A 21,374-nucleotide genomic window follows, 5' to 3' on the forward strand; every position below is an offset into this window, starting at 1 on the left:
CACCATGTCCCGTGTGCAACTCGCGCTGCGCGTCTCGGACCTCGAAGGCTCGATCGCGTTCTACAGCAAGCTCTTCGGCACCACCCCGGCCAAGCGCCGCCCCGGCTACGCCAACTTCGCCATCGCCGAGCCGCCGCTCAAGCTCGTGCTGCTCGAAGGCGACGGCGGTGACGGGAGCGACGGCAGCGACGGCGACGCGATCACCCGGCTCGACCACCTCGGCGTCGAGGTCGAGGAGACCGCCCAGGTCGCCGCGGCCACCGCCCGCCTCGCCGACAAGGGCCTGGCCACCGACGAGGAGGAGAACGTGAGCTGCTGCTACGCCGTGCAGGACAAGGTCTGGGTCACCGGCCCCGGACGCGAGCGCTGGGAGGTCTACACCGTCCTCGGCGACGTGCTCCCCGAACTCGAAGGCCAAACCGCCGGCGCCATGGCCTGCGACGGCCAGACCGCCTGCTGCGGCTGAGCGCGGTGAACGACTGCTTAACTTCTACCGCCTGTAGGAGTTCAGTGGGCGGGAGGTAGCCTGGGACCCATGCGACTTTCCCGACGTGCCTCCTGGCTCCTGATCGCGTTCGCCGTCTGGTCGTGGATCATCTGGGTCACCCTGATCAAGAACATCAACGCCGATCCACGTGCGTGGCACGGTAACGATCCCACGGGCTTTCTAATGGTCCACGTCGTGCTCGCGATCATCTCGCTCGTGATGGGCACGGCCATCGGTTGGCTCGGCTGGAAGGGCCTCAAGAGTTCGAAGGCTCCGGCTGCGCGAATCGGGACCGCGGAGGAGAATGCGGAGAAGCAGCCGCAGGAGGCGTGAACTGGGCGCCGGCTGCACACCGCGCGCCTTTGACCGGTGCTAGGCAGCCTGGTGTGATACCAGGTCCTGTTTGCGGTTCGGATGCGGCTCGCGCTGCGGGTGCGCCGCTTCGCGCCGCTCTTGGGGGTTTCGCTGGCCCACCCTCCCACCCGTTGCGTCCGCCTGTCGGGCTGCGGGTCTGAAGATCAAAATCAACGGCGGAAAACATGAACCCGGCTCGCGTCGAACACCACGCCTACCGCGTCACCGATACAAGGTTGAGGGCGTGACCCCATCCTCGGGATCGCGATCACGTTCCCGGTGTTGACTTTGCAGACCGCAGCCCGACAGGCCCGCGCAACGGGTGGGAGGGTGGGCCAGCGAAACCCCCGAAGCCGCAAAGCGGCGCACCCGCAACACGGGCAGCATCCGAACCACGAACAGGACCTAGCCTCAGAGCGTCCAAGGCGGCCCTACGCCTGATCGTGAAAAAGTCTGACCTCCCAGCCAGTTCGAAGGCTCCGGCTGCGCGAATCGAGACCGCGGAGGAGAATGCGGAGAAGCAGCCGCAGGAAGTGTGACCTGCCGGATCCCGAGTGCAGGCGTCGAGCGGCGATCGGCGAGGAGGACGGCGATGCGAGTCACGTTCGATGGTGAGGACAACGTCGGATACATCTACCTCATCGACGAGATCACTCCCGGCCAGTCCACGCGCCAGGTCGTCGCCGACGACAACCACGGCTCGGCCGTCGTCCTCGACTTCGACGGCGACGGCCGGCTGCTCGGCGTCGAACTGCTGAGCGCCCGCCGCCAACTGCACCCCGACCTCCTGGGCACCGCGGACCGCGTCGGCTAGCGGCTAGCGGCTAGCGGTCAGCCGGAATCGCCGGAGCGGGCGTAGGCGAGGCTTTCCTCGACGATGGAGACGACCACGTCGAGTTCAGTCGCGTCGCGCGGGCCGTAGATCATGAACTCGGTGCCGAAGTCGCCGTACTGATGCGGCTCGGCCCAGCCCAGTTCCACCAGCCGTCGGCCGCGTTCGGCGGGGAGCACGAGATGGGTGCTCGTGTCGTCGACGCCGTGCAGGTGGACGGGCTCCAGCCGCCGACCGGGGGCAAGCGAGGTCTCCGGCGTGTGCTCGGTGGGTCGACCGGCCAGGAAGACGGCTCGTGAGCTCGCCGGGGAGACCTGGCTGTGGCCTTCGACGACTCCCGGCAGCGCGAAGATCCGGGCCACCAACTCGCCCCAGATCGCAGGGCTCGATTGCTGGTCCACTTGGCGGTGCGGGCCCTCGTCGGACGTCGTGGGTCGGCCACCGGGGCGCGGTTCGTCGTGCATGGCGCAGACGCTAGCCGAGAACCTCACTGGAGATCAGCTGGTTTTCGGCTAGCGTCCGTGCGGCAGGCGTCCGCGCGGGAAGCCTCAGACCCGACGGGTGATCAGGGCGCGCTTGACCTCGGCGATCGCCTGGGTGATCTGGATGCCGCGGGGGCAGGCCTCGGTGCAGTTGAAGGTGGTCCGGCAGCGCCAGACGCCCTCGCGCTCGTTGAGGATCTCGAGGCGCTCCTCGGCCGCGTCGTCGCGCGAGTCGAAGATGAAGCGGTGGGCGTTGACGATCGCGGCCGGGCCGAAGTACTGGCCGTCGGTCCAGAAGACCGGGCAGGACGTCGTGCACGCGGCGCACAGGATGCACTTGGTGGTGTCGTCGAAGCGGTCGCGTTCCTTCTGCGACTGCAGGCGCTCCTTCGTCGGCTCGTTGCCGTGCGCGATGAGGAACGGCTTGATGTCCCGGTAGGCCTGCAGGAACGGGTCCATGTCCACGACCAGGTCCTTGACCACCGGCAGGCCCTGGATCGGCTCGACCGTGATCGGCTTCTCCGGATTCAGGTCCTTGACCAGGCTCTTGCACGCCAGCCGGTTGCGGCCGTTGATGCGCATCGCGTCCGAGCCGCAGACGCCGTGCGCGCAGGACCGACGGAACGTCAGGGTGCCGTCCATGTCCCACTTGATCTGGTGCAGCGCGTCCAGGATGCGCCAGGTCGGCAGCGCCTGGACCTGCCACTCGTCCCAGCGCGTCTCCTCGGTCGAAGAACCGGCGCTTCGCGCTTCCGGGTTGTACCGCTTGACCCGGACCGTGATGGTCATGAACTGCGGGTCGGAAGTTGCGGCGGGCATATCAGTACTTCCTCACCATCGGCTGGTAACGAGTCACCACGACCGGCTTCCAGTCGAGACGGATGTCGTACGACCCGTCCTCCGCGGCCTCGCGGTACGCCATCGTGTGCTTCATGAAGTTCTCGTCGTCGCGGTCCTGGTAGTCCTCGCGGGCGTGGCCGCCGCGCGACTCCTTCCGGTTCAGCGCGCCCACGACCAGCACCTCGGCCAGGTCGAGCAGGAAGCCCAGTTCGACGGCCTCGAGCAGGTCCGTGTTGAAGCGCTTGCCCTTGTCCTGCACGGCCACGCTCTCGTACCGGGCCTGCAGGGCCTTGACATCGTCGTACGCCTGCTTGAGCGTCTGCTCGTTGCGGTAGACGCCCGCGTTGTCGTCCATGGTCCGCTGCAGTTCGGTGCGGATCGCCGCGACCTTCTCGGTGCCCTGCGACGAGCGCAGCCCCTCGATCAGCGCGATGACGTTCTCGGCCGCGTCGTCTCCGGCGATCTCCACCAGCGGCGCGTCCTTGACGAACTCGGCGGCGGCCAGGCCCGCGCGGCGGCCGAAGACGTTGATGTCGAGCAGCGAGTTCGTGCCAAGACGGTTCGAGCCGTGCACGGACACGCAGGCGACCTCGCCGGCCGCGTACAGGCCGGGGACGACCGTCTTGTTGTCGCTCAGCACCTCGGCCTGCACGTTGGTCGGCACGCCGCCCATCGCGTAGTGCGCGGTCGGGTAGACCGGGACCAGCTCCGTGGTCGGCTCGACGCCCAGGTAGGTGCGTGCGAACTCGGTGATGTCCGGGAGCTTCTCCTCGATCTGCTCCGCCGGAAGGTGCGTCAGGTCCAGGTACACGTAGTCCTTGTGCGGCCCGCCGCCGCGGCCCTCGCGCACCTCGAGCACCATCGAGCGGGCGACGATGTCGCGCGGCGCGAGGTCCTTGATGGTCGGGGCGTAGCGCTCCATGAACCGCTCGCCCTCGGCGTTGCGCAGGATGCCGCCCTCGCCGCGCGCGCCCTCGGTGAGCAGGATGCCCAGGCCCGCGAGGCCGGTCGGGTGGAACTGGTAGAACTCCATGTCCTCCAGCGGCAGGCCCTTGCGCCAGATGATGCCCATGCCGTCGCCGGTCAGGGTGTGCGCGTTCGAGGTGGTCTTGAAGACCTTGCCGAAGCCGCCGGTGGCGAAGATGACCGCCTTGGCGCGGAAGATGTGGATCTCGCCGGTGGCCAGCTCGTAGGCGACGACGCCGGCGGTGTGCTTCACGCCGTTCTCGTCGGGCTCGCCGAGCAGCAGATCGAGCACGTAGTACTCGTTGTAGAACTCGATGCCCTCCTTGACGCAGTTCTGGTACAGCGTCTGGAGGATCATGTGACCGGTGCGGTCCGCGGCGTAGCACGAACGGCGTACCGCGGCCTTGCCGTGGTCCCTCGTGTGGCCGCCGAAGCGGCGCTGGTCGATGCGGCCTTCCGGAGTACGGGAGAACGGCAGGCCCATCTTCTCCAGGTCGAGGACCGCGTCGATGGCCTCCTTGCACATGATCTCGGCGGCGTCCTGGTCGGTCAGGTAGTCGCCGCCCTTGACCGTGTCGAAGGTGTGCCACTCCCAGTTGTCCTCCTCGACGTTGGCCAGTGCGGCGCACATGCCGCCCTGGGCCGCGCCGGTGTGCGACCGGGTCGGGTAGAGCTTGGTGAGCACGGCGGTGCGCGAGCGGGTGCCGGCCTCCAGCGCGGCCCGCATGCCCGCGCCGCCCGCGCCGACGATCACCGTGTCGTACGTGTGCACCTGGTACGGGCCGCGCGTCGAGGGCGCGGTGATCATCTCGCTGTAGGTGTACTTGAACTCGTCGCCGTCCGCGGCGGCCGCAGCATTGGTGGTGTCAGTCATGGAGCGCGCCTTAGGCCTTGATGGAGGGGTCGAACGTGAAGATGACCAGGCTGCCGAGGAAGATCATCACGATCGCCGCGAAGTACAGCAGCGACTTCAGCACGAAGCGGGTGCCGTCCCTCTCCGCGTAGTCGTTGATGACCGTGCGCAGGCCGTTGGTGCCGTGCAGCGTGGCCAGCCAGAGCGTGAGCAGGTCCCAGATCTGCCAGAAGGGCGAGGCCCAGCGGCCCGCCACGAAGGCGAAGTTGATCTTCTCGACGCCGCCGTCGAGCACCAGCATGATGAACAGGTGGCCGAGCACCAGGACGGTCAGCAGCAGGCCGGAGAAGCGCATGAACAGCCAGCTGTAGAGCTCGAAGTTCGTGCGCCCGGTGCGGGAGGTGCGGCGGGAACGCAGCTTGTGCGGCTCCTTGGGGGAGCGCGGGGCGTCGATCGCCGGGGTGGTGGTCGTCGTCATCTCGACTCGCTCCCTTTCCTAGTAGCCGAAGATCCGGTGCAGCGAGTGCGCGAGGATCGGGTAGAAGACCCCGATCATCAGCACCAGCCAGACGCCGACGACCCAATAGAGCATCTTCTTCTGCAGCCGGGGGCCCTTGGCCCAGAAGTCCACCGCGATGATCCGCAGGCCGTTGAAGGCGTGGAAGCAGATCGCGGCGGTCAGGCCGTACTCGAGGAAGTTGACGATCGGGTTCTTATAGCTGTTGATGACGGAGTTGTAGTCGCCCTGCGAGACGCGCAGCAGCGAGGCGTCGAGCACGTGCGCGAAGAGGAAGAAGAAGATCAGCACGCCGGTGATGCGGTGCGCAACCCAGCTCCACATGCCCTCGCGGCCGCGATAGAGCGTGCCCTTCTTCCGGGTCCGGGAACTCGTCCCCCCGCCAGACGTTGTAGTGGCCATGGGCTACCCGTCGCCGCCTTCCATAGGTCGTCGCGTCCTCGTCGGCGTCAGAGTAACCACAGCCAAGGGTGATCCAATGACCATCAGAGGGGGTTTGTGAGCGAACTCGCATCGGACAATCTAGGACAATTACCATCACTAGTGGATCTCGTGGGTGTGTGATTCGCACGACAGTCGGGCCTCGGCGAGAGGTGATTGCGGCCTAACGTGTGAGTGGGACGTGCGCCTGCTGGGCTCTGGCCTGGCCGACCCGCGGCTCGAGGGATAGCGATGGCGTCTACCGGTCGGTAGGCTCCGGAAGCGGGGGCGACGCGCGCCTACCTGCTGAGCTGGATGGGGTACACGATGACGGCTGCCATGAACGAGTCCGGGCTCCCGATCGAGCCCGTGTACGGGCCCGCGGCGCTCGAGGGCTGGGACGCCGCCGAGAAGCTGGGCGAGCCCGGCCGGTACCCGTTCACCCGCGGCGTATATCCGAGCATGTACACCGGTCGGCCCTGGACCATGCGGCAGTACGCCGGCTTCGGCACCGCGGCCGAGTCGAACGCGCGCTACAAGCAGCTGATCGCGAACGGCTCGACGGGCCTGTCGGTGGCCTTCGACCTGCCCACCCAGATGGGCTACGACTCGGACGAGCCGATCGCGCAGGGCGAGGTCGGCAAGGTCGGCGTGGCCATCGACTCCATCGAGGACATGCGCACGCTGTTCGGCGGCATCCCGCTGGACCGGGTCTCCACCTCGATGACGATCAACGCGCCCGCCTCGATCCTGCTGCTGCTCTACCAGCTGGTCGGCGAGGAGCAGGGGGTGGCGGCGGACCAGCTGACCGGCACCATCCAGAACGACATCCTCAAGGAGTACATCGCCCGCGGCACGTACATCTTCCCGCCGGCGCCCTCGCTGCGGCTGGTCTCCGACGTGTTCGCGTACTGCCAGGGCGAGATCCCGAAGTGGAACACGATCTCCATCTCGGGCTACCACATGGCCGAGGCCGGCGCGTCGCCCGCGCAGGAGGTCGCGTTCACGCTGGCCGACGGCATCGCGTACGTGCGCGCGGCCGTCGAGTCGGGCCTGGACGTGGACGAGTTCGCGCCCCGGCTGTCCTTCTTCTTCGTGGCGCGCACCACGCTGCTCGAGGAGGTCGCGAAGTTCCGCGCGGCACGCCGCATCTGGGCCCGCGTCATGCGCGACGAGCTCGGCGCGAAGAACCCGAAGTCGCAGATGCTGCGCTTCCACACGCAGACGGCGGGCGTGCAGCTGACGGCCCAGCAGCCCGAGGTCAACCTGATCCGGGTGGCGCTGCAGGGCCTCGGCGCGGTGCTCGGCGGCACGCAGTCGCTGCACACGAACTCCTTCGACGAGGCCATCGCGCTGCCGACCGAGAAGGCCGCGCGGCTCGCCCTGCGCACGCAGCAGGTCATCGCCTACGAGACGGACGTGACGAAGACCGTCGACCCCTTCGCCGGCTCGTACGTGGTCGAGTCGATGACCGACGCGCTCGAGGAGGAGATCAACCTCCTGCTGGGCCGGATCGAGGGCCTCGGCGGCGCCGTCGCGGCGATCGAGCAGGGCTTCCAGAAGTCCGAGATCGAGCGCTCGGCGTACGAGATCTCGCAGCAGATCGACGGCGGCGAGCGGACGGTCGTCGGCGTCAACCGGTTCACCCTCGACGAGGAGGAGCCCTACGAGCCGCTGCGGGTGGACCCCACGATCGGCGAGCAGCAGGCCGAGCGCCTGGCGAAGCTGCGTTCCGACCGCTCGAAGGACGACGTCACCCGCGCGCTGGACGACGTCAAGCGCGCGGCCGCGGGCAGCGAGAACGTGCTCTACCCGATGAAGTCGGCGCTCAAGGCCTGCGCCACCGTCGGCGAGGTCTCGCACGCGCTGCGCGAGGTGTGGGGGACGTACGTGCCGCGGGACGCGTTCTGACGGTCAATATCTCTTGACTGGTGGTCAAGGAACATTGACCATTGGGGCATGACCGCTGACGACGCACCCCGGGAAGACATCCTCGAACTCGAGACGGACCAGCAACTGCACGCGATCGGCAGCTTGGCGCGGCACCGGGTGCTGCGGGTGCTCCGGGACGGGCCCGCGACGGTGACCCAGATCGCCGAGCGGCTCGGGATCGCGAAGGGGAGCTCGAACTACCACGTCAAGGTGCTGGTGAAGGCCGGGCTGATCAGCGTGGTGGAGACCCGCAAGGTGCGCGGGGTGACAGAGCTCTACTACGGCAGGTCGGACAAGGTGATCGGCGTGCCCAAGTCCAGCACGGGGCGCGACATCCTCATGCGGCACGCGCTGGCCGACGTCGAGGCGGCGGCGCCGGAGCACGAGCGGGACGAGCGGCTCAAGCACCTGCGGCTGAGCCCGGAGGACTTCGCGCTGGCGGTGCAGAAGGTCGTCGCGCTGCACGCGGAACTCAAGGCGATGCACGATCCGGACCAGCCCGCCGCTGACCTGTTCACGGCGCTGTACCGGCCGGTGGACACCAGGGGGCCGCGGGGATCGGACGCATGAGAAGACCCGGGGGGAATCGAAGGGATCGACCGCGGTTGCCCGGCGCGTTCCACCGCGTCTGGGCGGCCGCGGCGGTCTCCTCGCTCGGCGACGGGGTCTACGGCTCGGCGCTGCCGCTGCTCGCGCTCACGGTGACCCGCAGCCCGGTCGTCTTCGGTGCCATGGAGGCCGTGACCCTGCTGCCCTGGCTGCTGTTCGGACTGATCGGCGGCGCTCTCGTGGACCGGTGGGACCGGCGCGGCACGATGGTGATCACCGACCTGTGCCGCTTCGCGCTGCTGGCCCTGGCGACGGCGGCGATCGCGGGCGGCTTCGTCGATATCGGCGTCCTGATCGCGATCGGCTTCCTGCTCGGAGTCGGCAGCATGCTCTTCGACACGGCGTCAATGGCGCTCATTCCCGACCTGCTGGACCGTGACCCGGACCTGCTCCAGATGGGCAACTCGCGGCTGCAGGGCGCGCAGCGTGCCGCGGACGGGTTCGTCGGGCCGCCCATCGGCAGCCTGCTGTTCTCGCTCAGCCGCACGGTGCCGTTCCTCGCCGACGCGGTCTCGTTCCTCTTCAGCTCCGTGATGATCCGCACGCTGCCCGCTCGCCCGAGGCGACCCGCCGAGACGAAGACCTCGATCCTGGCCGACGCGCGGGTCGGGGCGTCGTACCTGCTGCACCACAAGCTGCTGCTCGGTCTGGCGATCCGGCCCGCGGTCGGCAATCTGGCGTTCTGCGCCTGCGGTGCGGTGCTGGCGCTGTTCGCGCACGTCACGCTGCACCTGAGTCCCGCGGGTTACGGCACGTTCCTGACCACGAACGCGATCGGCGGCCTGGCCGGGACGTTCGCCTCGGGATGGGTGGGCCGTCGGCTGGGCACCGGCGGCGCGCTGACGGCGACCGCCTTCGTCGAGGCCGCCGGACTGCTCATGCTCGGGCTCTCGGCGAACGTTTTCATCGCCGGGGCCGCGTTCGTCGTGCTGGGCGGGGCGATGGCCGTGACGATGACGCTCGGCTGGTCGGTCCGGCAGTCGATCGTGCCGGACGAGCTGATGGGCCGGGTGGCCGCGGCGTCCCGGCTGACCGCCTTCAGCGCCGGGCCGCTCGGCGCGCTGCTCGGCGGCTGGCTGGCGCACGTCGCCGGGCTGCGGGCGCCGTTCGTCGCCGGGGCCGGCGTGCTCGTCGTGATGGCCTTCGTGGCGGCACGGCTGACCGGCAACAGCCGCATCGACGCGGCGTTGGCCGAGGCGGCGAGTACCAAGGCGATCGATACCGCGCCGGTCGGCCCCGAGCCGATCAGTACTGAGCCGCCTGTTGGTACAGCTGCTGAATCGCCGGCGTGAGGGCAGAGGCGTACGTGACGTCCGAGCGGGTGCCGCCGCGCTGGTAGCCGCCCATCACGCCGACGAGCGTGCCGATTCCGTCGCCCGGATCGACGTCCGTGAGCACCGGGCCGCCGCTCGTGCCGCCCGGGAAGTCCGCGCAGTCCAGTTCGAGCTGCGTGGGGGACAGGAAGCGGACCGGAGTGCGGCAGGCGACCGGATCCGGGCTCTGATACGGGTAGCCGACCTGCACGGCGAGGGCGCCCGCCGCGGGGACCGTGCCGAAGTGCTCCGAGCCGGTGATCGACGCCAGCGGGCGCGCGTCGCCGGGCCGTGCGACGGTGACGAAGGCGATGTCGAAGTCAGGGTTCTGCACACCGTTCATCCACTGCTGCGGACGGATGATCCGGGTCGGATACCAGACCCCGTATGGCCTAGATCCGTTGTCGGCGCCCGGGATGTAGGCCACCGTCATCGGGGCGCCGATCCGGGAGACGACGCCGCCGAGGCAGTGCGCGGCGGTGGCGATGAGGTCGCCGCCCGCGCTGTCCACGGCCACCGCGGAGCACAGCTTCGCGCCCGGCGTGCCATCCGGGTTCTGCCAGACGAGTTCGCCGAACTGCGGCATGCCGGGGAAGGTCGCGCCGGCGCGCGGGGAGGACGGCCAGGAGGCGCTCAGCAGCGCGGGCGGGGCGGGCAGCCGCGGTGGCAGCGCAACGGCCGTGATCGAACTCGCGGCGAGGATCGGTGCGAAAAACTTCGCGGCGAGCAAAGAGATCGGCGGCACGGGGATATGACTGCCCGTCATATCCCCGGCCACTCTACGCCGAACGAGTGGAACGGCCGGTAATCAGTTCGAGCGTTCGTTCTTACGGCGTATGGAGGTCGGCTAGGTGGGACGGATGATCGCGTGGATCGTTCGTGTCGCGGCGGGTTTACCGAATCACTCTCGGCGATCGAGGTCTAACGGTCGGCGCGCTCGGCGGCGTGTTCGGTCCGTACGTCCTGCTTGTGACCGCCGCAGCCACAGGGGTTGCAGCGGCAGGGGTTGCAGGTGCACCCGCGGTTGGCGCAGCCGCAGGCGGCCTCCCGCGGCTCGGGGGATTGCGACATCGGCGCTCGCCCTTCTGCATTAGCGGAACAATTACCGATAGCCCATTCCCGCGAACGATGAATACCACGCGTGAGCGAGACGGCGCACTCGGCGCACGCCAGGGGGTGTTGAGGTGGCGTAACCGGGGCGCGACATAGTCCGGTCGGATCATTTATCGCCCCCAGGCGGGTCAACTGGACGCAAAAACGCGCCATGGAAAGGATTGGCAGGACTACCGTTGGGGAATGGCAAGGAACCACGCCGCCCCGTATCACGTCGAAGACGCCGTGCCTTCCGGGACGTCCGCCGCGCTCGAGCCGAGCGAGCAGCGCGTGGCCGAGCTCATCGAGTTCCGCCGCGATCTGCACGCCCACCCTGAGCTGGCCAGGCAGGAGCTGCGCACCACCCGCCTCGTGGCCGAGCGGCTGCGCGCCGCCGGGCTCGAGCCCCGCGTCCAGTCTTCCGGAACCGGCCTGATCTGCGATATCGCGGGCGAGCAGGCCCGGGTCTCCCGGCACGGATTCGCCGGACGCATCGCATTGCGCGCCGATCTGGACGCGCTGCCCATCCAGGAGGCCCCCGGCCTGGCCTTCCGCTCCGTGAGCGACGGCGTCTCGCACTCCTGCGGCCACGACATCCACACCACCGTCGTGCTCGGCACCGGGCTCGCGCTCGCCGAGGCGGCCGCGCGGGGCGTTCCGGTGCCCGCCACCCGGCTGATCTTCCAGCCCTCCGAGGAGGTCATGCCCGGCGGCGCGCTGGACATGATCGGCGCGGGCGCGCTGGACGGGGTCGGCCGCATCGTCTCGCTGCACTGCGATCCCAAGGTGGACGCCGGCCGCATCGGCCTGCGCGTCGGCCCGCTCACCGCCGCCTGCGACAAGCTCGCGGTGCGGCTGACCGGCCCAGGCGGGCACACCTCCCGCCCGCAGCTGACCGTGGACCTGGTGCACACCCTCGCCCACCTGGTCACCGAGCTGCCCGCGGCGCTGTCCCGCCGGGTGGACCCGCGGCACGGCCTGTCCCTGGTCTGGGGCGCGATCAACGCGGGCCAGGCGGCCAACGCGATCCCGCAGAGCGGCGAGGCGCACGGCACCGTCCGCTGCATGGACGAGCGCGCCTGGGCCGACGCGCCTGACCTGGTGCTCGAGCTCGTCGACTCGATCGCGGCGGTCTACGGCGCGAAGACCGAGCTGGACTACGTGCGCGGCGTGCCGCCCGTGGTCAACGACATCGCCGTGATCGACGAGATGCGCCGCGCCGCCGCGGCGGTCTGCGGCCCGGAGGGCGCCGTCTCGGTCGAGCAGTCCCTCGGCGGCGAGGACTTCAGCTGGTACCTGCGCCAGGTCCCCGGCGCCATGGCCCGGCTCGGCGTGCGCACCCCCGGCGACCCGGTGCAGCGCGACCTGCACCAGCCGAGCTTCCTGGCCGACGAGTCCGCCATCGCCACCGGCGTCCGCTTCTTCACCCGGCTGATCCTCGGCGACTGACGCCCGTATTTGACGACCTCTCATATCCGAAGGCCCGTTTCCGCCATTCGGTGGAACGGGCCTTTCGAGTTCCCGTACGGCAGCCCTCTATCCGGGTGCGATCCGGCTTGGTAACGTTTTCCCAGCCGAGGCCGGAAGACGCCTCCGGTGGTACCGTAAGTCAGCGAATAGTCACGGATTGTGGTGATTCGCCCCGGTGCCGCCGAGAGTGCATCACGGATTCATCTCGACTTCCCACCGGGAGAGTTGCGTTACGCCTACTTCTGGAGAACTCGTCACAAAACGGTTCAGGGATGGATCTATTCTCACAGGCGTCGGTCAGCCGTGACCGCGTTCTCTCAGGTTTCCCAACGTCGTGCGAGCGCCCGGGTGGGCGGGGACGTTGGCCCGTCTCAGGAGGCATCAGGGTGAAGAAGTCACTCAAGCTCGCGGCCGCGCTCAGCGTGGTCGGGCTGGCAGCTTCAGCGTGTGGTTCGGCTCCGGTCTCGACCACGTCGACGTCTTCAGCGTCCTCGTTCAGCGCCTGCATGGTGACCGACACCGGCGGTATCGACGACCACTCATTCAACGCCGAGTCGTGGGCGGGCATGCAGGACGCGGCCTCCGCCTCCAGCGGCAAGATCGGCGTGTCCTACGTGCAGTCCACCACGGAAAACGACTACACGAGCAACATCTCGTCCCTGGTCGGCAAGGGCTGCAAGATGATCGTCACGGTGGGCTTCGCGATGGCCGACGCCACCACGGCCTCGTCGAAGAAGAACCCCAGTCAGGAGTACGCGATCGTCGACAACGCGTCCTCCGGATCGAAGATCCAGGGTCTGCAGTTCAACACCGCCCAGGGCGCCTTCCTCGGCGGCTATTTCGCGGCCGGCATGACCAAGACCGGCAAGGTCGCCACCTTCGGCGGCGCCAAGTACCCGACCGTCACCGTGTACATGGACGGCTTCTGGGAGGGCGTGCAGTACTACAACCAGAAGCACGGCACCAGCGTGCAGGTCCTCGGCTGGAGCGAGAAGTCCCAGCAGGGCACCTTCGACACCTCGGCCAACCCGTTCGGCGACCAGTCCGGCGGCAAGTCGATCGCCCAGACCTTCCAGAGCCAGGGCGCGGACATCGTCTTCCCGGTGGCCGGCGGCACCGGCATCGGCGCCCTGCAGGCGGCGCAGGCCAGCGGCGGCAAGATGAACGCGATCTGGGTCGACGACGACGGCTTCTACTCCAACTCGGCGTACGCCCCGGTCATCATGACCTCGGTGACCAAGGGCATCGCGACCGCGGTGAAGACGTCCGTGACCGACGCCTACAACGGCAAGTTCACCGCCACCTCGTTCATCGGCACCCTGGCCAACAACGGCACCGGCCTCGCGCCGTACCACGACTTCACCTCGAAGGTGCCGGCGGCGCTGACCAGCGAACTGAGCACCGTGAAGGCCGGCATCATCAGCGGCACGATCAAGATCACCTCGACCAACCAGCCGACCGCCTGATCCACGGCCACGGCTCATCTCGCCGGGTGCGCGGCAGGTCTTGCGCACCCGGCGGGGGTCTGTTCGAGTGTTGTCCGAAGTGACGTCTGATACGCAGAGACCGATGAAGTTCTACTGAAGACAGGTGGAAGCGGTGCGGCTGGAACTACGCTCCATCACCAAGCGGTTCGGGTCGCTGGTCGCCAACGACCACATCGACCTGACCGTGGAGCCCGGGGAGATCCACTGCCTCCTCGGCGAGAACGGCGCGGGCAAGTCCACGCTGATGAACGTGCTCTACGGGCTCTACCAGCCCGAGGAGGGCGAGATCCTGGTCGACGGCGAGGTCAGGAAGATCAGCGGCCCGCGCGACGCGATCGCGGCCGGGATCGGCATGGTGCACCAGCACTTCATGCTCGTCCCGGTGTTCACGGTCGCGGAAAACGTTATCCTCGGCGACGAGGCGCCGCTCGGCACCGCCAGGGGCCCGCTCTCCGTGCTCGACCAGCGCAGCGCCCGCAAGAAGGTCAAGGAGGTCTCCGAGCGCTTCGGCCTGCCGGTGGACCCGGACGCCGTGATCGAGGAGCTCCCGGTCGGCGTGCAGCAGCGCGTGGAGATCGTCAAGGCCCTGGTGCGCGACGCGCAGACGCTGATCCTGGACGAGCCGACCGCCGTGCTCACCCCGCAGGAGATCGAGGACCTGTTCAAGGTCATGGACTCGCTGCGCAAGGCCGGCAAGAGCATCGTGTTCATCACGCACAAGCTCAAGGAGGTCAAGGCGATCGCCGACCGGATCACCGTGATCCGGCACGGCAAGGTCGTCGGCAGCGCGGACCCCTCGATGAGCGAGTCCGAACTGGCCGCCATGATGGTCGGCCGCGCCGTGCAGCTCGTGGTGGACAAGCGGCCCGCCGAACCCGGCGCGGACAGCCTGGTCGTCAGCGGTCTGACGGTGCGCGACGTGCACGGCAACGCCGCGGTGGACGACGTGTCCTTCACCGTGCGCGGCGGCGAGATCCTCGGCGTCGCGGGCGTGCAGGGCAACGGGCAGTCCGAGTTGGCCGAGGCGATCCTCGGGCTGATCCCGACCGAGTCCGGATCGATCCGGCTTGACGACGCGGAGCTGCTCGGCCGCAGCCCCCGGCAGGTGCTCGACGCCGGCGTCGGCTACATCCCGGAGGACCGCGGGCACGACGGCGTGGTCGGCGAGTTCACCGTCGCGGAGAACCTCGTGCTCGACCTCTACACGGGCGAGGACTTCGGCAGGCGGCTGTCCATCGACCTCGGCGCGGTGCAGCGCAACGCCGTCGACCGCATCGCCGAGTTCGACATCCGCCCGACCGACCCGAAGCACCTCGCGGGCCAGCTGTCCGGCGGCAACCAGCAGAAGGTGGTCGTCGCGCGCGAGCTGTCCCGGCCGCTGCGCCTGCTGGTGGCCTCGCAGCCCACCCGCGGCGTGGACGTCGGCGCGATGGAGTTCATCCACAAGCGGATCGTCGCCGAGCGCGACCTCGGACGCCCGGTCGTGGTGGTCTCGACCGAGCTCGACGAGGTGCTCGCGCTGGCCGACAAGGTCGCGGTGATGTACCGCGGCAAGATCGTGGACACCGTCACCCCGGACACCCCGCGCGAGCGGATCGGCCTGCTGATGGCCGGAATCACCGGGGACGGACAGACCCAGCAGGAGGACCAGGCCGTGGCCGACGCGGTGCCGGAACCGGCGGCCCCTGCCGTCGAGGAGCCCCAGATGAACATCGGGGAGGATTCGTGAGCACGCAGACGCCGCAAACGCCCCAGACGCCGCAGCCCCGGGCCGCCGAGCCGCAGGGCGACCAGCAGGAGTCCTCCCACCTCGGCCGGGTCGTGCGCGACCTGTTCACCGCCGAGAGCACGCCGCTGGTGACGGTCCTCGCGATCGTGCTGGCCCTGCTGGTCGGCGCGATCCTGATCATCGTCTCCGACCCGGCCGCCATGCGCGAGCTCGGCTACTTCTTCTCCCGGCCGTCCGACTTCCTCAAGTCGGCCTGGCACGACGTGGCGCACGGCTACTCGGACCTGTTCAAGGGCTCGATCTTCAACCCGGCCACCGTCCGGGGCACGCCCTCGCAGTTCTTCGGCCCGATCACCAACACGCTCGAGGACGCCACGCCGCTGATCTTCGGCGGCCTGGCCGTGACCGTGGCCTTCCGCGGCGGCATGTTCAACATCGGCGGCCAGGGCATGACGATCGGCGGCGCGATCCTGACCACGTACGTCGCCTTCCAGTGGACCGGTATCCCCGGCGCGCTGCAGCTCGTGGTCGCGGTCCTCGCGGGCATCCTCGGCGGCGTGATCCTCGGCGGCTTCGTCGGCTGGCTCAAGGCCAAGCGCGGCGCGCACGAGGTGGTCGTGACGATCATGCTCAACTACATCCTGCTGTTCTTCCTGACGAACTATCTGCTGACCACGACGGCGTTCCACGACCCGACCAAGGCCGGCCAGTCCATCTCGAAGCCGGCCGCGACCAAGGCGATCCTGCCGCACCTGTTCGGCCCCTCGCTGAACACCGACATCGGCCTGGTTCTGGCGCTGGCGGCCACCGTCGCGGCGGGCTGGTTCTTCAACCGCTCCAAGCTGGGCTTCGAGATCCGCGCCGTCGGCCTGAACCCGTCCGCCGCGCGCACCAACGGAATCAGCGTGGGCCGGGCGCAGATCTGGGCGATGGTCATCTCCGGCGGCCTGATGGGCATGATCGGCGTGATGCAGGTGCTCGGCCTGAACAACCCGAACAACAACTCGCTGAGCCCGAACATCGACGCGGGCCTCGGCTTCAACGCGATCACCGTCGCGCTGCTCGGCCGCACCAAGCCCTGGGGCGTGGTCTGGGCCGCGCTGCTGTACGGCGCGTTCCAGGCGGGTGCCTCCGTCATGCAGGCGAACGACGGGATCTCGACCGACATCATCAGCGTCATCGAGGCCCTGATCGTCATCTTCGTCTCCGCCCCGCAGCTGATCAAGGAGATCTTCCGGCTCCGCTCGCGCGGTGCCGCCGTCCCGGGAGCCGCCTCGTGACCACCGCCACCGTTACCCCGCACGCCGAGATCGCCGCCGCCGCAGGGGACCGGTCGAAGCTCGTCGGCGGCCTCGCGCAGGCCGTGGTCGGCGCCTTCGGCCTGTGGGCCTTCGGCCTCGGGTCGCGCACCTCCTCGGGCGCCGACACCATCTTCGGGTTCTCCCTCAACCACGGCCAGAGCACCGTCTCCGTGCCGGCGCAGGCCACCGCGCTGACGCTGAGCGCGATCGCGCTGCTGTGCGGCCTGGTGCGCGCCTTCCGCCCGATCGGCAAGGTCGTCCAGCGCTGGCTGTCCGTCGTCTACATCGTGTGCATGGTCCTGGCGTTCCTGGTCTGGGCCGCCTCCGGCTCCTCGATCGGCCTGAACGTGCCGAGCATCCTCGAGCAGACCGCGCTCGCCAGCGTGCCGCTCGTGCTCGGCTCGATGAGCGCGCTGGTCGCCGAGCGCTCCGGTGTGGTCAACATCGCCGTCGAGGGCCAGTTCCTGTCCGGCGCCTTCACCGCGGCGCTGACCGCCTCGATGACCGGCTCGGTCTGGGTGGGTCTGATCGCCGGGATGGCGGCGGGTGCCGCGATGAGCTCGCTGCTGGCGCTGTTCGCCAACCGCTACCTGATCGAGCAGGTCGTGCTCGGCGTCGTCATCAACGTGCTGGCATCCGGCCTGACCGGATTCTTCTACGACCGGCTGATGGCGCTCAACGGCGCGGAGTACAACACCCCGCCCATCTTCGGCGCGCTGCGCATCCCCGGCCTCGCCTCGATCGGCGTGATCGGCCCGCTGTTCGACCAGAACATCGTGTTCTACGCGGCGTACGTGCTCGTCCCGCTGCTGTGGTTCATGCTCTACCGCACCCGCTGGGGCCTGCGTACCCGCGCGGTCGGCGAGCACCCGCTGGCGGCGGACACCGTGGGTATCAAGGTGCTGGGGCTGCGCTACCGCAACATGCTGTTCTCCGGCCTGCTCTCCGGCCTCGGCGGTGTCTGGCTGACCATCGGCAACACCGGCCAGTTCGGCAAGGACATGTCCACCGGCCGCGGTTACATCGCCATCGCCGCGTTGATCGTCGGCCGCTGGTCGCCGGTGGGCGCGTTCGCGGCGGCGGTCATGTTCGGGTTCGCCTTGGTGATCAACACCGCGCTCTCGCCGCTCGGCACGCCGATCCCCTCCGCGTTCCTGCAGATGGCCCCGTACCTGGTGACGATCTTCGTGGTCGCGGTACTCGGCGGCAAGGTTCGTCCGCCGGCTGCCGAGAACAAGCCGTTCAAGAAGGGCTGAGTCCAGTGACGGACATCGACTGGCCCACGCTGCGCGACGTGGCTCGCGACGCGATGGCGCACTCGTACTCGCCGTACTCGAAATTCCCGGTGGGTGCGGCGGCGCTGGTGGACGACGGCCGGGTGGTGTCCGGCTGCAACGTGGAGAACGCGTCGTACGGGGTCACCCTGTGCGCCGAGTGCTCGCTCGTCTCGCAGCTGGCCATGACCGGCGGCGGCCGACTCGTCGCCTTCGCCTGCGTGGACGGCGAGGGCGACTGCCTGATGCCGTGCGGGCGCTGCCGTCAGCTGCTCTACGAATTCGGCGGGGACGAACTGCTGGTGGATACGCCGCTGGGCGTCCAGCCGATGACCGCCGTGCTCCCGCAGGCGTTCGGCCCGCAGCACCTCCAGTAGAGAGATCATCGTGGACGTCATCGACATCGTCATCGCCAAGCGCGAGTCCCGCGAACTGACGGACGAGCAGATCGACTGGCTCATCCCCGCGTACACGGCGGGCGTGGTCGCGGACGAGCAGATGTCGGCGCTGGCCATGGCGATCCTGCTGAACGGGATGACGCGGCGGGAGATCTCCCGCTGGACCGACGCGATGATCCGCACCGGCATCCGGATGGAGTTCTCCGCACTGGACCGGCCGACCACGGACAAGCATTCGACCGGAGGGGTCGGCGACAAGATCACCCTTCCGCTGGCCCCGCTCGTCGCGTCCTGCGGTGCGGCGGTGCCGCAGCTGTCGGGCCGCGGGCTCGGCCACACCGGCGGCACCCTGGACAAGCTCGAGTCGATCCGCGGCTGGCGCGCTCAGCTCTCTGAGAAGGAGATGCTGGAAGTGCTGAGCTCCGCGGGCGCCGTCGTCTGCGCGGCGGGCGACAACCTGGCACCGGCGGACAGGAAGCTCTACGCGTTACGCGACGTGACCGGCACCGTCGAGTCGATCCCGTTGATCGCCTCGTCGATCATGTCGAAGAAGATCGCCGAGGGCACCGGCGCGCTCGTGCTCGACGTGAAGGTCGGCAGCGGCGCCTTCATGAAGGACCTGGCGAAGGCGCGCGAGCTGGCCGAGACGATGGTGGCGCTCGGCAGGGATCACGGCGTGAAAACCGTGGCGCTGCTGACGAACATGGACACGCCGCTCGGTCTCACGGCGGGCAACGCGCTGGAAGTACGCGAGTCCGTCCAGGTTCTGGATGGCGGCGGCCCGGCGGACGTCGTAGAGCTGACGTTGGCGCTCGCCCGCGAGATGCTGGCGAACGCGGGGATCACCGACGTGGACCCGGCCGAGAATCTGCGCAACGGCAAGGCGATGGACGTCTGGCGCCGGATGATCGCGGCCCAAGGCGGCGACCCGGACGCGGCACTGCCCGTCGCCCGCGAACAGCACGTGATCACGGCCGGAAGCAGCGGAACCCTGACTCGCCTGGACGCGCTCCAGGTCGGCGTCGCGGCGTGGAAGCTCGGCGCGGGCCGGGCGCGCAAGGAGGATCCGGTGCAGGCCGGCGCGGGCGTGGAATTGCACGCGAAGCCCGGCGACGCCGTCGTCGCCGGCCAACCGCTGCTCACCCTGCACACCGACACACCCGAGCGATTCGCCCCCGCGATCGAAGCACTCGACGGCGCCTGGGACGTCGACTCGGAGAATGGTGGGTATGTAGCTCGTCAACTATTGCTTGATCGCGTTGGCTGACAAGTACTATCGGGGCATGGCGTTGGCGTTTACCGAGGACGAGCTGCTGCAGGCGGCCGGGCCGAGGAGTTTCGAACGGGGACTTGACTACGTCGAGGCGGTCGAGGAGCTCGAGTTCGAGGGCGCGGAGATCAACGCCATCGTCACCGGCACCTACGAGTACGACGTCACCATCTGGCGTGAGCGGGCGAAGCTCGAGGGGCAGTGCTCGTGCCCGTGGAGCCAGGAGGGGAACTTCTGCAAGCACTGCGTCGCCGTCGGGTTGGCGGCGATCGCCGCGCTTGCCGCGCTCGACTCCGATCACGCGGAATCCGGCGAGGCCGGAGAAGCCGGGCTCGGCGCGCACACCCCGACCCCCGTCCGCTCCGACCTGGAGTCCTGGGTCGACGCGCTCAACGTCGAAGAGCTGCGCGCGGAACTGCGCGCGCTGATCCGTAGCGATCGTGGGCTGCGACGCCGCTTCGAACTGCGTGCCGCGCAGGCCAGCCAGGACGTCGACCAGGTCCGCAAGCTCGCGAGGCAACTGCTCGGGCGCGGCGGGCTCCGCGAGCCTCTCGAGTACGAGGACGCCTTCGACTACGCCAGGAGCGTGCGCGAGGTCGCCGAGGCGATCAGCATCCTGCTCGACAAGGGACACGCCGTCGAGGCCGTCGACATAGTCCGCGAGGCGCTGAGCGACACCCGCGCGGCCATCGAGGACGCCGAGAACTCCGACTCCGACGGCACCATCGCGCACGCCATGTTCCTGCTGCTGCCGCTGCACCTGCGCGCCTGCCGCGCGACCGATCCGGACCCGATCGAACTCGCCAGGCATCTCGCCGAGCACAATCTCGCCGTGCCGTACGAGTTCGAGTTCGCCTACGAAGTCAACGACTACGCCGACCTGCTCGGCGAGGCGGGCGTCGGGCTCGTCTGCGACGCGTACCGCGCGGCCTACGGGCACAACCCCAAGGGCTGGCGAGAGAAACAGCTCATGGAGCAGCTGGTCCGGGGGAGCGGCGACCTGGACGCGCTCGTCGAATTCCTCTCCAGGGACCTCGACTCGCGCGGCTACCAACACCTCCGCATCGCCCAGGAGCTCGAGGCCGCGGACCGCACCGACGAGGCCCTGCGCTGGGCCGAAGCAGGCCTGCGCGACGCCACCGGCTTCATCGGCACCGACCTCGTCGAGTTCGTCGCGCTCAGATACGGACAAGCCGGCCGGATGGACGACCTGCTCGCCCTGCGCCGCAACAGATTCCGCGCCGAGATGACCGTCTCTCACTACGAACTCCTGCGCGAAACCGCCGAACGCTGCGCCGCCTGGCCCCACGAGCGCGACCGCGCCATGGCCCTCCTGCACGACGACCTCGCGAAGCAGGGCCCGAAGGCCCAACTCGGCATGGGCCCGGTCCTGATCGACATCCTCGTCCTCGAAGGCGACTACGACGCCGCCTGGGAGCTCTCCCGCAAGGCCGGCAGCGAACCCCAACGCCTCAAGCTCGCCGCCCTCATCCGCGCCGACCGCCCCGAAGAGGCCCTGGACGTCTACGACCAAGCCCTCGCCCCCCTGCGTCCGCAGACCGGCGAGGACGCCTACCGCCGCGAAGTCGAACTCCTCCAGGCCATCCGCGCCTGCCACACCCGCATGGGCACCGAGCCCGCCTTCGCCGCGTACCTCGCGGCCTTCCGCAAGGAGCAGCGCCGCAAGCGGAACCTGATGCGCCTGATGGATTCGGTGGGCTTGGCGTAGCGAGAACCGCGCGCCGGTC

At 69.1% G+C, this 21,374-nt stretch carries 20 protein-coding genes; 14 read left to right on the forward strand and 6 right to left on the reverse strand.

The window, feature by feature from the left end; all coding sequences use genetic code 11:
* Nucleotides 1–4 precede the first annotated feature (4 nt).
* From VG296_RS07040 to VG296_RS07050, 3 genes are all read left to right on the forward strand, one after another.
* On the forward strand, nt 5–466 hold the full coding sequence (locus VG296_RS07040; protein ID WP_325564318.1) for an ArsI/CadI family heavy metal resistance metalloenzyme: 462 nt from the start codon (nt 5–7) through the stop codon (nt 464–466).
* Nucleotides 467–535: 69 nt separating this feature from the next.
* A complete protein-coding gene (locus VG296_RS07045; RefSeq protein ID WP_325564320.1) occupies nt 536–820 on the forward strand; it encodes an SCO4848 family membrane protein in 285 nt (94 codons plus the stop codon).
* A gap of 613 nt (nt 821–1,433) precedes the next feature.
* On the forward strand, nt 1,434–1,655 hold the full coding sequence (locus VG296_RS07050; protein ID WP_325564322.1) for a DUF2283 domain-containing protein: 222 nt from the start codon (nt 1,434–1,436) through the stop codon (nt 1,653–1,655).
* A 17-nt stretch (nt 1,656–1,672) separates the two neighbouring features.
* On the opposite strand, the gene VG296_RS07055 is transcribed toward VG296_RS07050, so the two are convergent.
* The 5 genes from VG296_RS07055 to sdhC form a co-directional block, all read right to left on the reverse strand.
* On the reverse strand, nt 1,673–2,137 hold the full coding sequence (locus tag VG296_RS07055) for a luciferase family protein (RefSeq protein ID WP_325564323.1): 465 nt from the start codon (nt 2,135–2,137) through the stop codon (nt 1,673–1,675).
* Between the two features lie 84 nt (nt 2,138–2,221).
* Entirely contained in the window at nt 2,222–2,974 is a 753-nt protein-coding gene (locus tag VG296_RS07060; protein WP_325564325.1) for a succinate dehydrogenase iron-sulfur subunit, read from the reverse strand.
* A 1-nt stretch (nt 2,975) separates the two neighbouring features.
* Nucleotides 2,976–4,769 carry a succinate dehydrogenase flavoprotein subunit gene (gene sdhA, locus VG296_RS07065; protein WP_349259486.1) on the reverse strand — a complete coding sequence of 598 codons (1,794 nt, stop codon included), beginning with the start codon at nt 4,767–4,769 and terminating at the stop codon, nt 2,976–2,978.
* A gap of 76 nt (nt 4,770–4,845) precedes the next feature.
* Nucleotides 4,846–5,292 carry a succinate dehydrogenase, hydrophobic membrane anchor protein gene (gene sdhD, locus VG296_RS07070; RefSeq protein WP_325564329.1) on the reverse strand — a complete coding sequence of 149 codons (447 nt, stop codon included), beginning with the start codon at nt 5,290–5,292 and terminating at the stop codon, nt 4,846–4,848.
* Nucleotides 5,293–5,310: 18 nt separating this feature from the next.
* Complete coding sequence (gene sdhC / locus VG296_RS07075; RefSeq protein WP_325564330.1) at nt 5,311–5,733, reverse strand: succinate dehydrogenase, cytochrome b556 subunit; 423 nt, start codon at nt 5,731–5,733, stop codon at nt 5,311–5,313.
* Between the two features lie 345 nt (nt 5,734–6,078).
* Here sdhC and VG296_RS07080 point away from each other — a divergent pair, with 345 nt between their 5' ends.
* From VG296_RS07080 to VG296_RS07090, 3 genes are read left to right on the forward strand one after another with little or no spacing between them, the layout of a single operon-like run.
* Nucleotides 6,079–7,662, forward strand: a complete 1,584-nt coding sequence (locus VG296_RS07080) for an acyl-CoA mutase large subunit family protein (RefSeq protein ID WP_414641065.1) — start codon at nt 6,079–6,081, stop codon at nt 7,660–7,662.
* A gap of 48 nt (nt 7,663–7,710) precedes the next feature.
* Complete coding sequence (locus tag VG296_RS07085; protein ID WP_325564334.1) at nt 7,711–8,253, forward strand: helix-turn-helix domain-containing protein; 543 nt, start codon at nt 7,711–7,713, stop codon at nt 8,251–8,253.
* Nucleotides 8,254–8,288: 35 nt separating this feature from the next.
* Complete coding sequence (locus VG296_RS07090; RefSeq protein WP_325564336.1) at nt 8,289–9,584, forward strand: MFS transporter; 1,296 nt, start codon at nt 8,289–8,291, stop codon at nt 9,582–9,584.
* Here the strand turns inward: VG296_RS07090 and VG296_RS07095 are convergent.
* On the reverse strand, nt 9,538–10,371 hold the full coding sequence (locus VG296_RS07095; RefSeq protein ID WP_325564337.1) for a serine protease: 834 nt from the start codon (nt 10,369–10,371) through the stop codon (nt 9,538–9,540). The two genes, VG296_RS07090 and VG296_RS07095, sit on opposite strands and share 47 nt — an antisense overlap.
* A gap of 530 nt (nt 10,372–10,901) precedes the next feature.
* Here VG296_RS07095 and VG296_RS07100 point away from each other — a divergent pair.
* The 8 genes from VG296_RS07100 (at nt 10,902) to VG296_RS07135 (ending at nt 21,355) form a co-directional block, all read left to right on the forward strand.
* Nucleotides 10,902–12,146 (forward strand): amidohydrolase, encoded by a 1,245-nt coding sequence (locus VG296_RS07100; RefSeq protein WP_325564339.1) that lies wholly within the window; start codon nt 10,902–10,904, stop codon nt 12,144–12,146.
* Nucleotides 12,147–12,553: 407 nt separating this feature from the next.
* Nucleotides 12,554–13,633: a BMP family ABC transporter substrate-binding protein gene (locus tag VG296_RS07105; RefSeq protein ID WP_325564341.1), complete on the forward strand. Its 1,080-nt coding sequence runs from the start codon at nt 12,554–12,556 to the stop codon at nt 13,631–13,633.
* A 133-nt stretch (nt 13,634–13,766) separates the two neighbouring features.
* On the forward strand, nt 13,767–15,383 hold the full coding sequence (locus tag VG296_RS07110; RefSeq protein ID WP_325564343.1) for an ABC transporter ATP-binding protein: 1,617 nt from the start codon (nt 13,767–13,769) through the stop codon (nt 15,381–15,383).
* Nucleotides 15,380–16,663, forward strand: coding sequence for an ABC transporter permease (locus VG296_RS07115; protein WP_325564345.1), 1,284 nt, complete (start codon nt 15,380–15,382; stop codon nt 16,661–16,663). Before VG296_RS07110 ends, VG296_RS07115 begins: the two co-directional genes overlap by 4 nt.
* Nucleotides 16,660–17,940 carry an ABC transporter permease gene (locus VG296_RS07120; protein ID WP_325564347.1) on the forward strand — a complete coding sequence of 427 codons (1,281 nt, stop codon included), beginning with the start codon at nt 16,660–16,662 and terminating at the stop codon, nt 17,938–17,940. Before VG296_RS07115 ends, VG296_RS07120 begins: the two co-directional genes overlap by 4 nt.
* Nucleotides 17,941–17,945: 5 nt before the next feature.
* Nucleotides 17,946–18,335, forward strand: coding sequence for a cytidine deaminase (locus VG296_RS07125; RefSeq protein ID WP_349259481.1), 390 nt, complete (start codon nt 17,946–17,948; stop codon nt 18,333–18,335).
* 10 nt (nt 18,336–18,345) lie between these two features.
* The gene (locus VG296_RS07130; RefSeq protein WP_325564349.1) at nt 18,346–19,623 is read left to right on the forward strand and encodes a thymidine phosphorylase; all 1,278 of its coding nucleotides are present in this window, start codon (nt 18,346–18,348) and stop codon (nt 19,621–19,623) included.
* 16 nt (nt 19,624–19,639) lie between these two features.
* Nucleotides 19,640–21,355: an SWIM zinc finger family protein gene (locus VG296_RS07135; protein WP_325564351.1), complete on the forward strand. Its 1,716-nt coding sequence runs from the start codon at nt 19,640–19,642 to the stop codon at nt 21,353–21,355.
* The last annotated feature ends 19 nt before the right edge of the window (nt 21,356–21,374 follow it).

It is taken from the genome of Actinospica sp., from assembly GCF_035552695.1.
Lineage (GTDB): Bacteria > Actinomycetota > Actinomycetes > Streptomycetales > Catenulisporaceae > Actinospica.

Bases quoted from the DNA above. Each gene is read 5' to 3' on its own strand.
- VG296_RS07135 (WP_325564351.1), top strand. From the start codon at position 19,640: ATGGCGTTGGCGTTTACCGAGGACGAGCTGCTGCAGGCGGCCGGGCCG.
- sdhC (WP_325564330.1), bottom strand. From the start codon at position 5,733: ATGGCCACTACAACGTCTGGCGGGGGGACGAGTTCCCGGACCCGGAAG.
- VG296_RS07050 (WP_325564322.1), top strand. From the start codon at position 1,434: ATGCGAGTCACGTTCGATGGTGAGGACAACGTCGGATACATCTACCTC.
- VG296_RS07045 (WP_325564320.1), top strand. From the start codon at position 536: ATGCGACTTTCCCGACGTGCCTCCTGGCTCCTGATCGCGTTCGCCGTC.
- sdhD (WP_325564329.1), bottom strand. From the start codon at position 5,292: ATGACGACGACCACCACCCCGGCGATCGACGCCCCGCGCTCCCCCAAG.
- VG296_RS07040 (WP_325564318.1), top strand. From the start codon at position 5: ATGTCCCGTGTGCAACTCGCGCTGCGCGTCTCGGACCTCGAAGGCTCG.
- VG296_RS07100 (WP_325564339.1), top strand. From the start codon at position 10,902: ATGGCAAGGAACCACGCCGCCCCGTATCACGTCGAAGACGCCGTGCCT.
- sdhA (WP_349259486.1), bottom strand. From the start codon at position 4,769: ATGATCACCGCGCCCTCGACGCGCGGCCCGTACCAGGTGCACACGTAC.
- VG296_RS07080 (WP_414641065.1), top strand. From the start codon at position 6,079: ATGACGGCTGCCATGAACGAGTCCGGGCTCCCGATCGAGCCCGTGTAC.
- VG296_RS07095 (WP_325564337.1), bottom strand. From the start codon at position 10,371: ATGACGGGCAGTCATATCCCCGTGCCGCCGATCTCTTTGCTCGCCGCG.
- VG296_RS07060 (WP_325564325.1), bottom strand. From the start codon at position 2,974: ATGCCCGCCGCAACTTCCGACCCGCAGTTCATGACCATCACGGTCCGG.
- VG296_RS07055 (WP_325564323.1), bottom strand. From the start codon at position 2,137: ATGCACGACGAACCGCGCCCCGGTGGCCGACCCACGACGTCCGACGAG.
- VG296_RS07085 (WP_325564334.1), top strand. From the start codon at position 7,711: ATGACCGCTGACGACGCACCCCGGGAAGACATCCTCGAACTCGAGACG.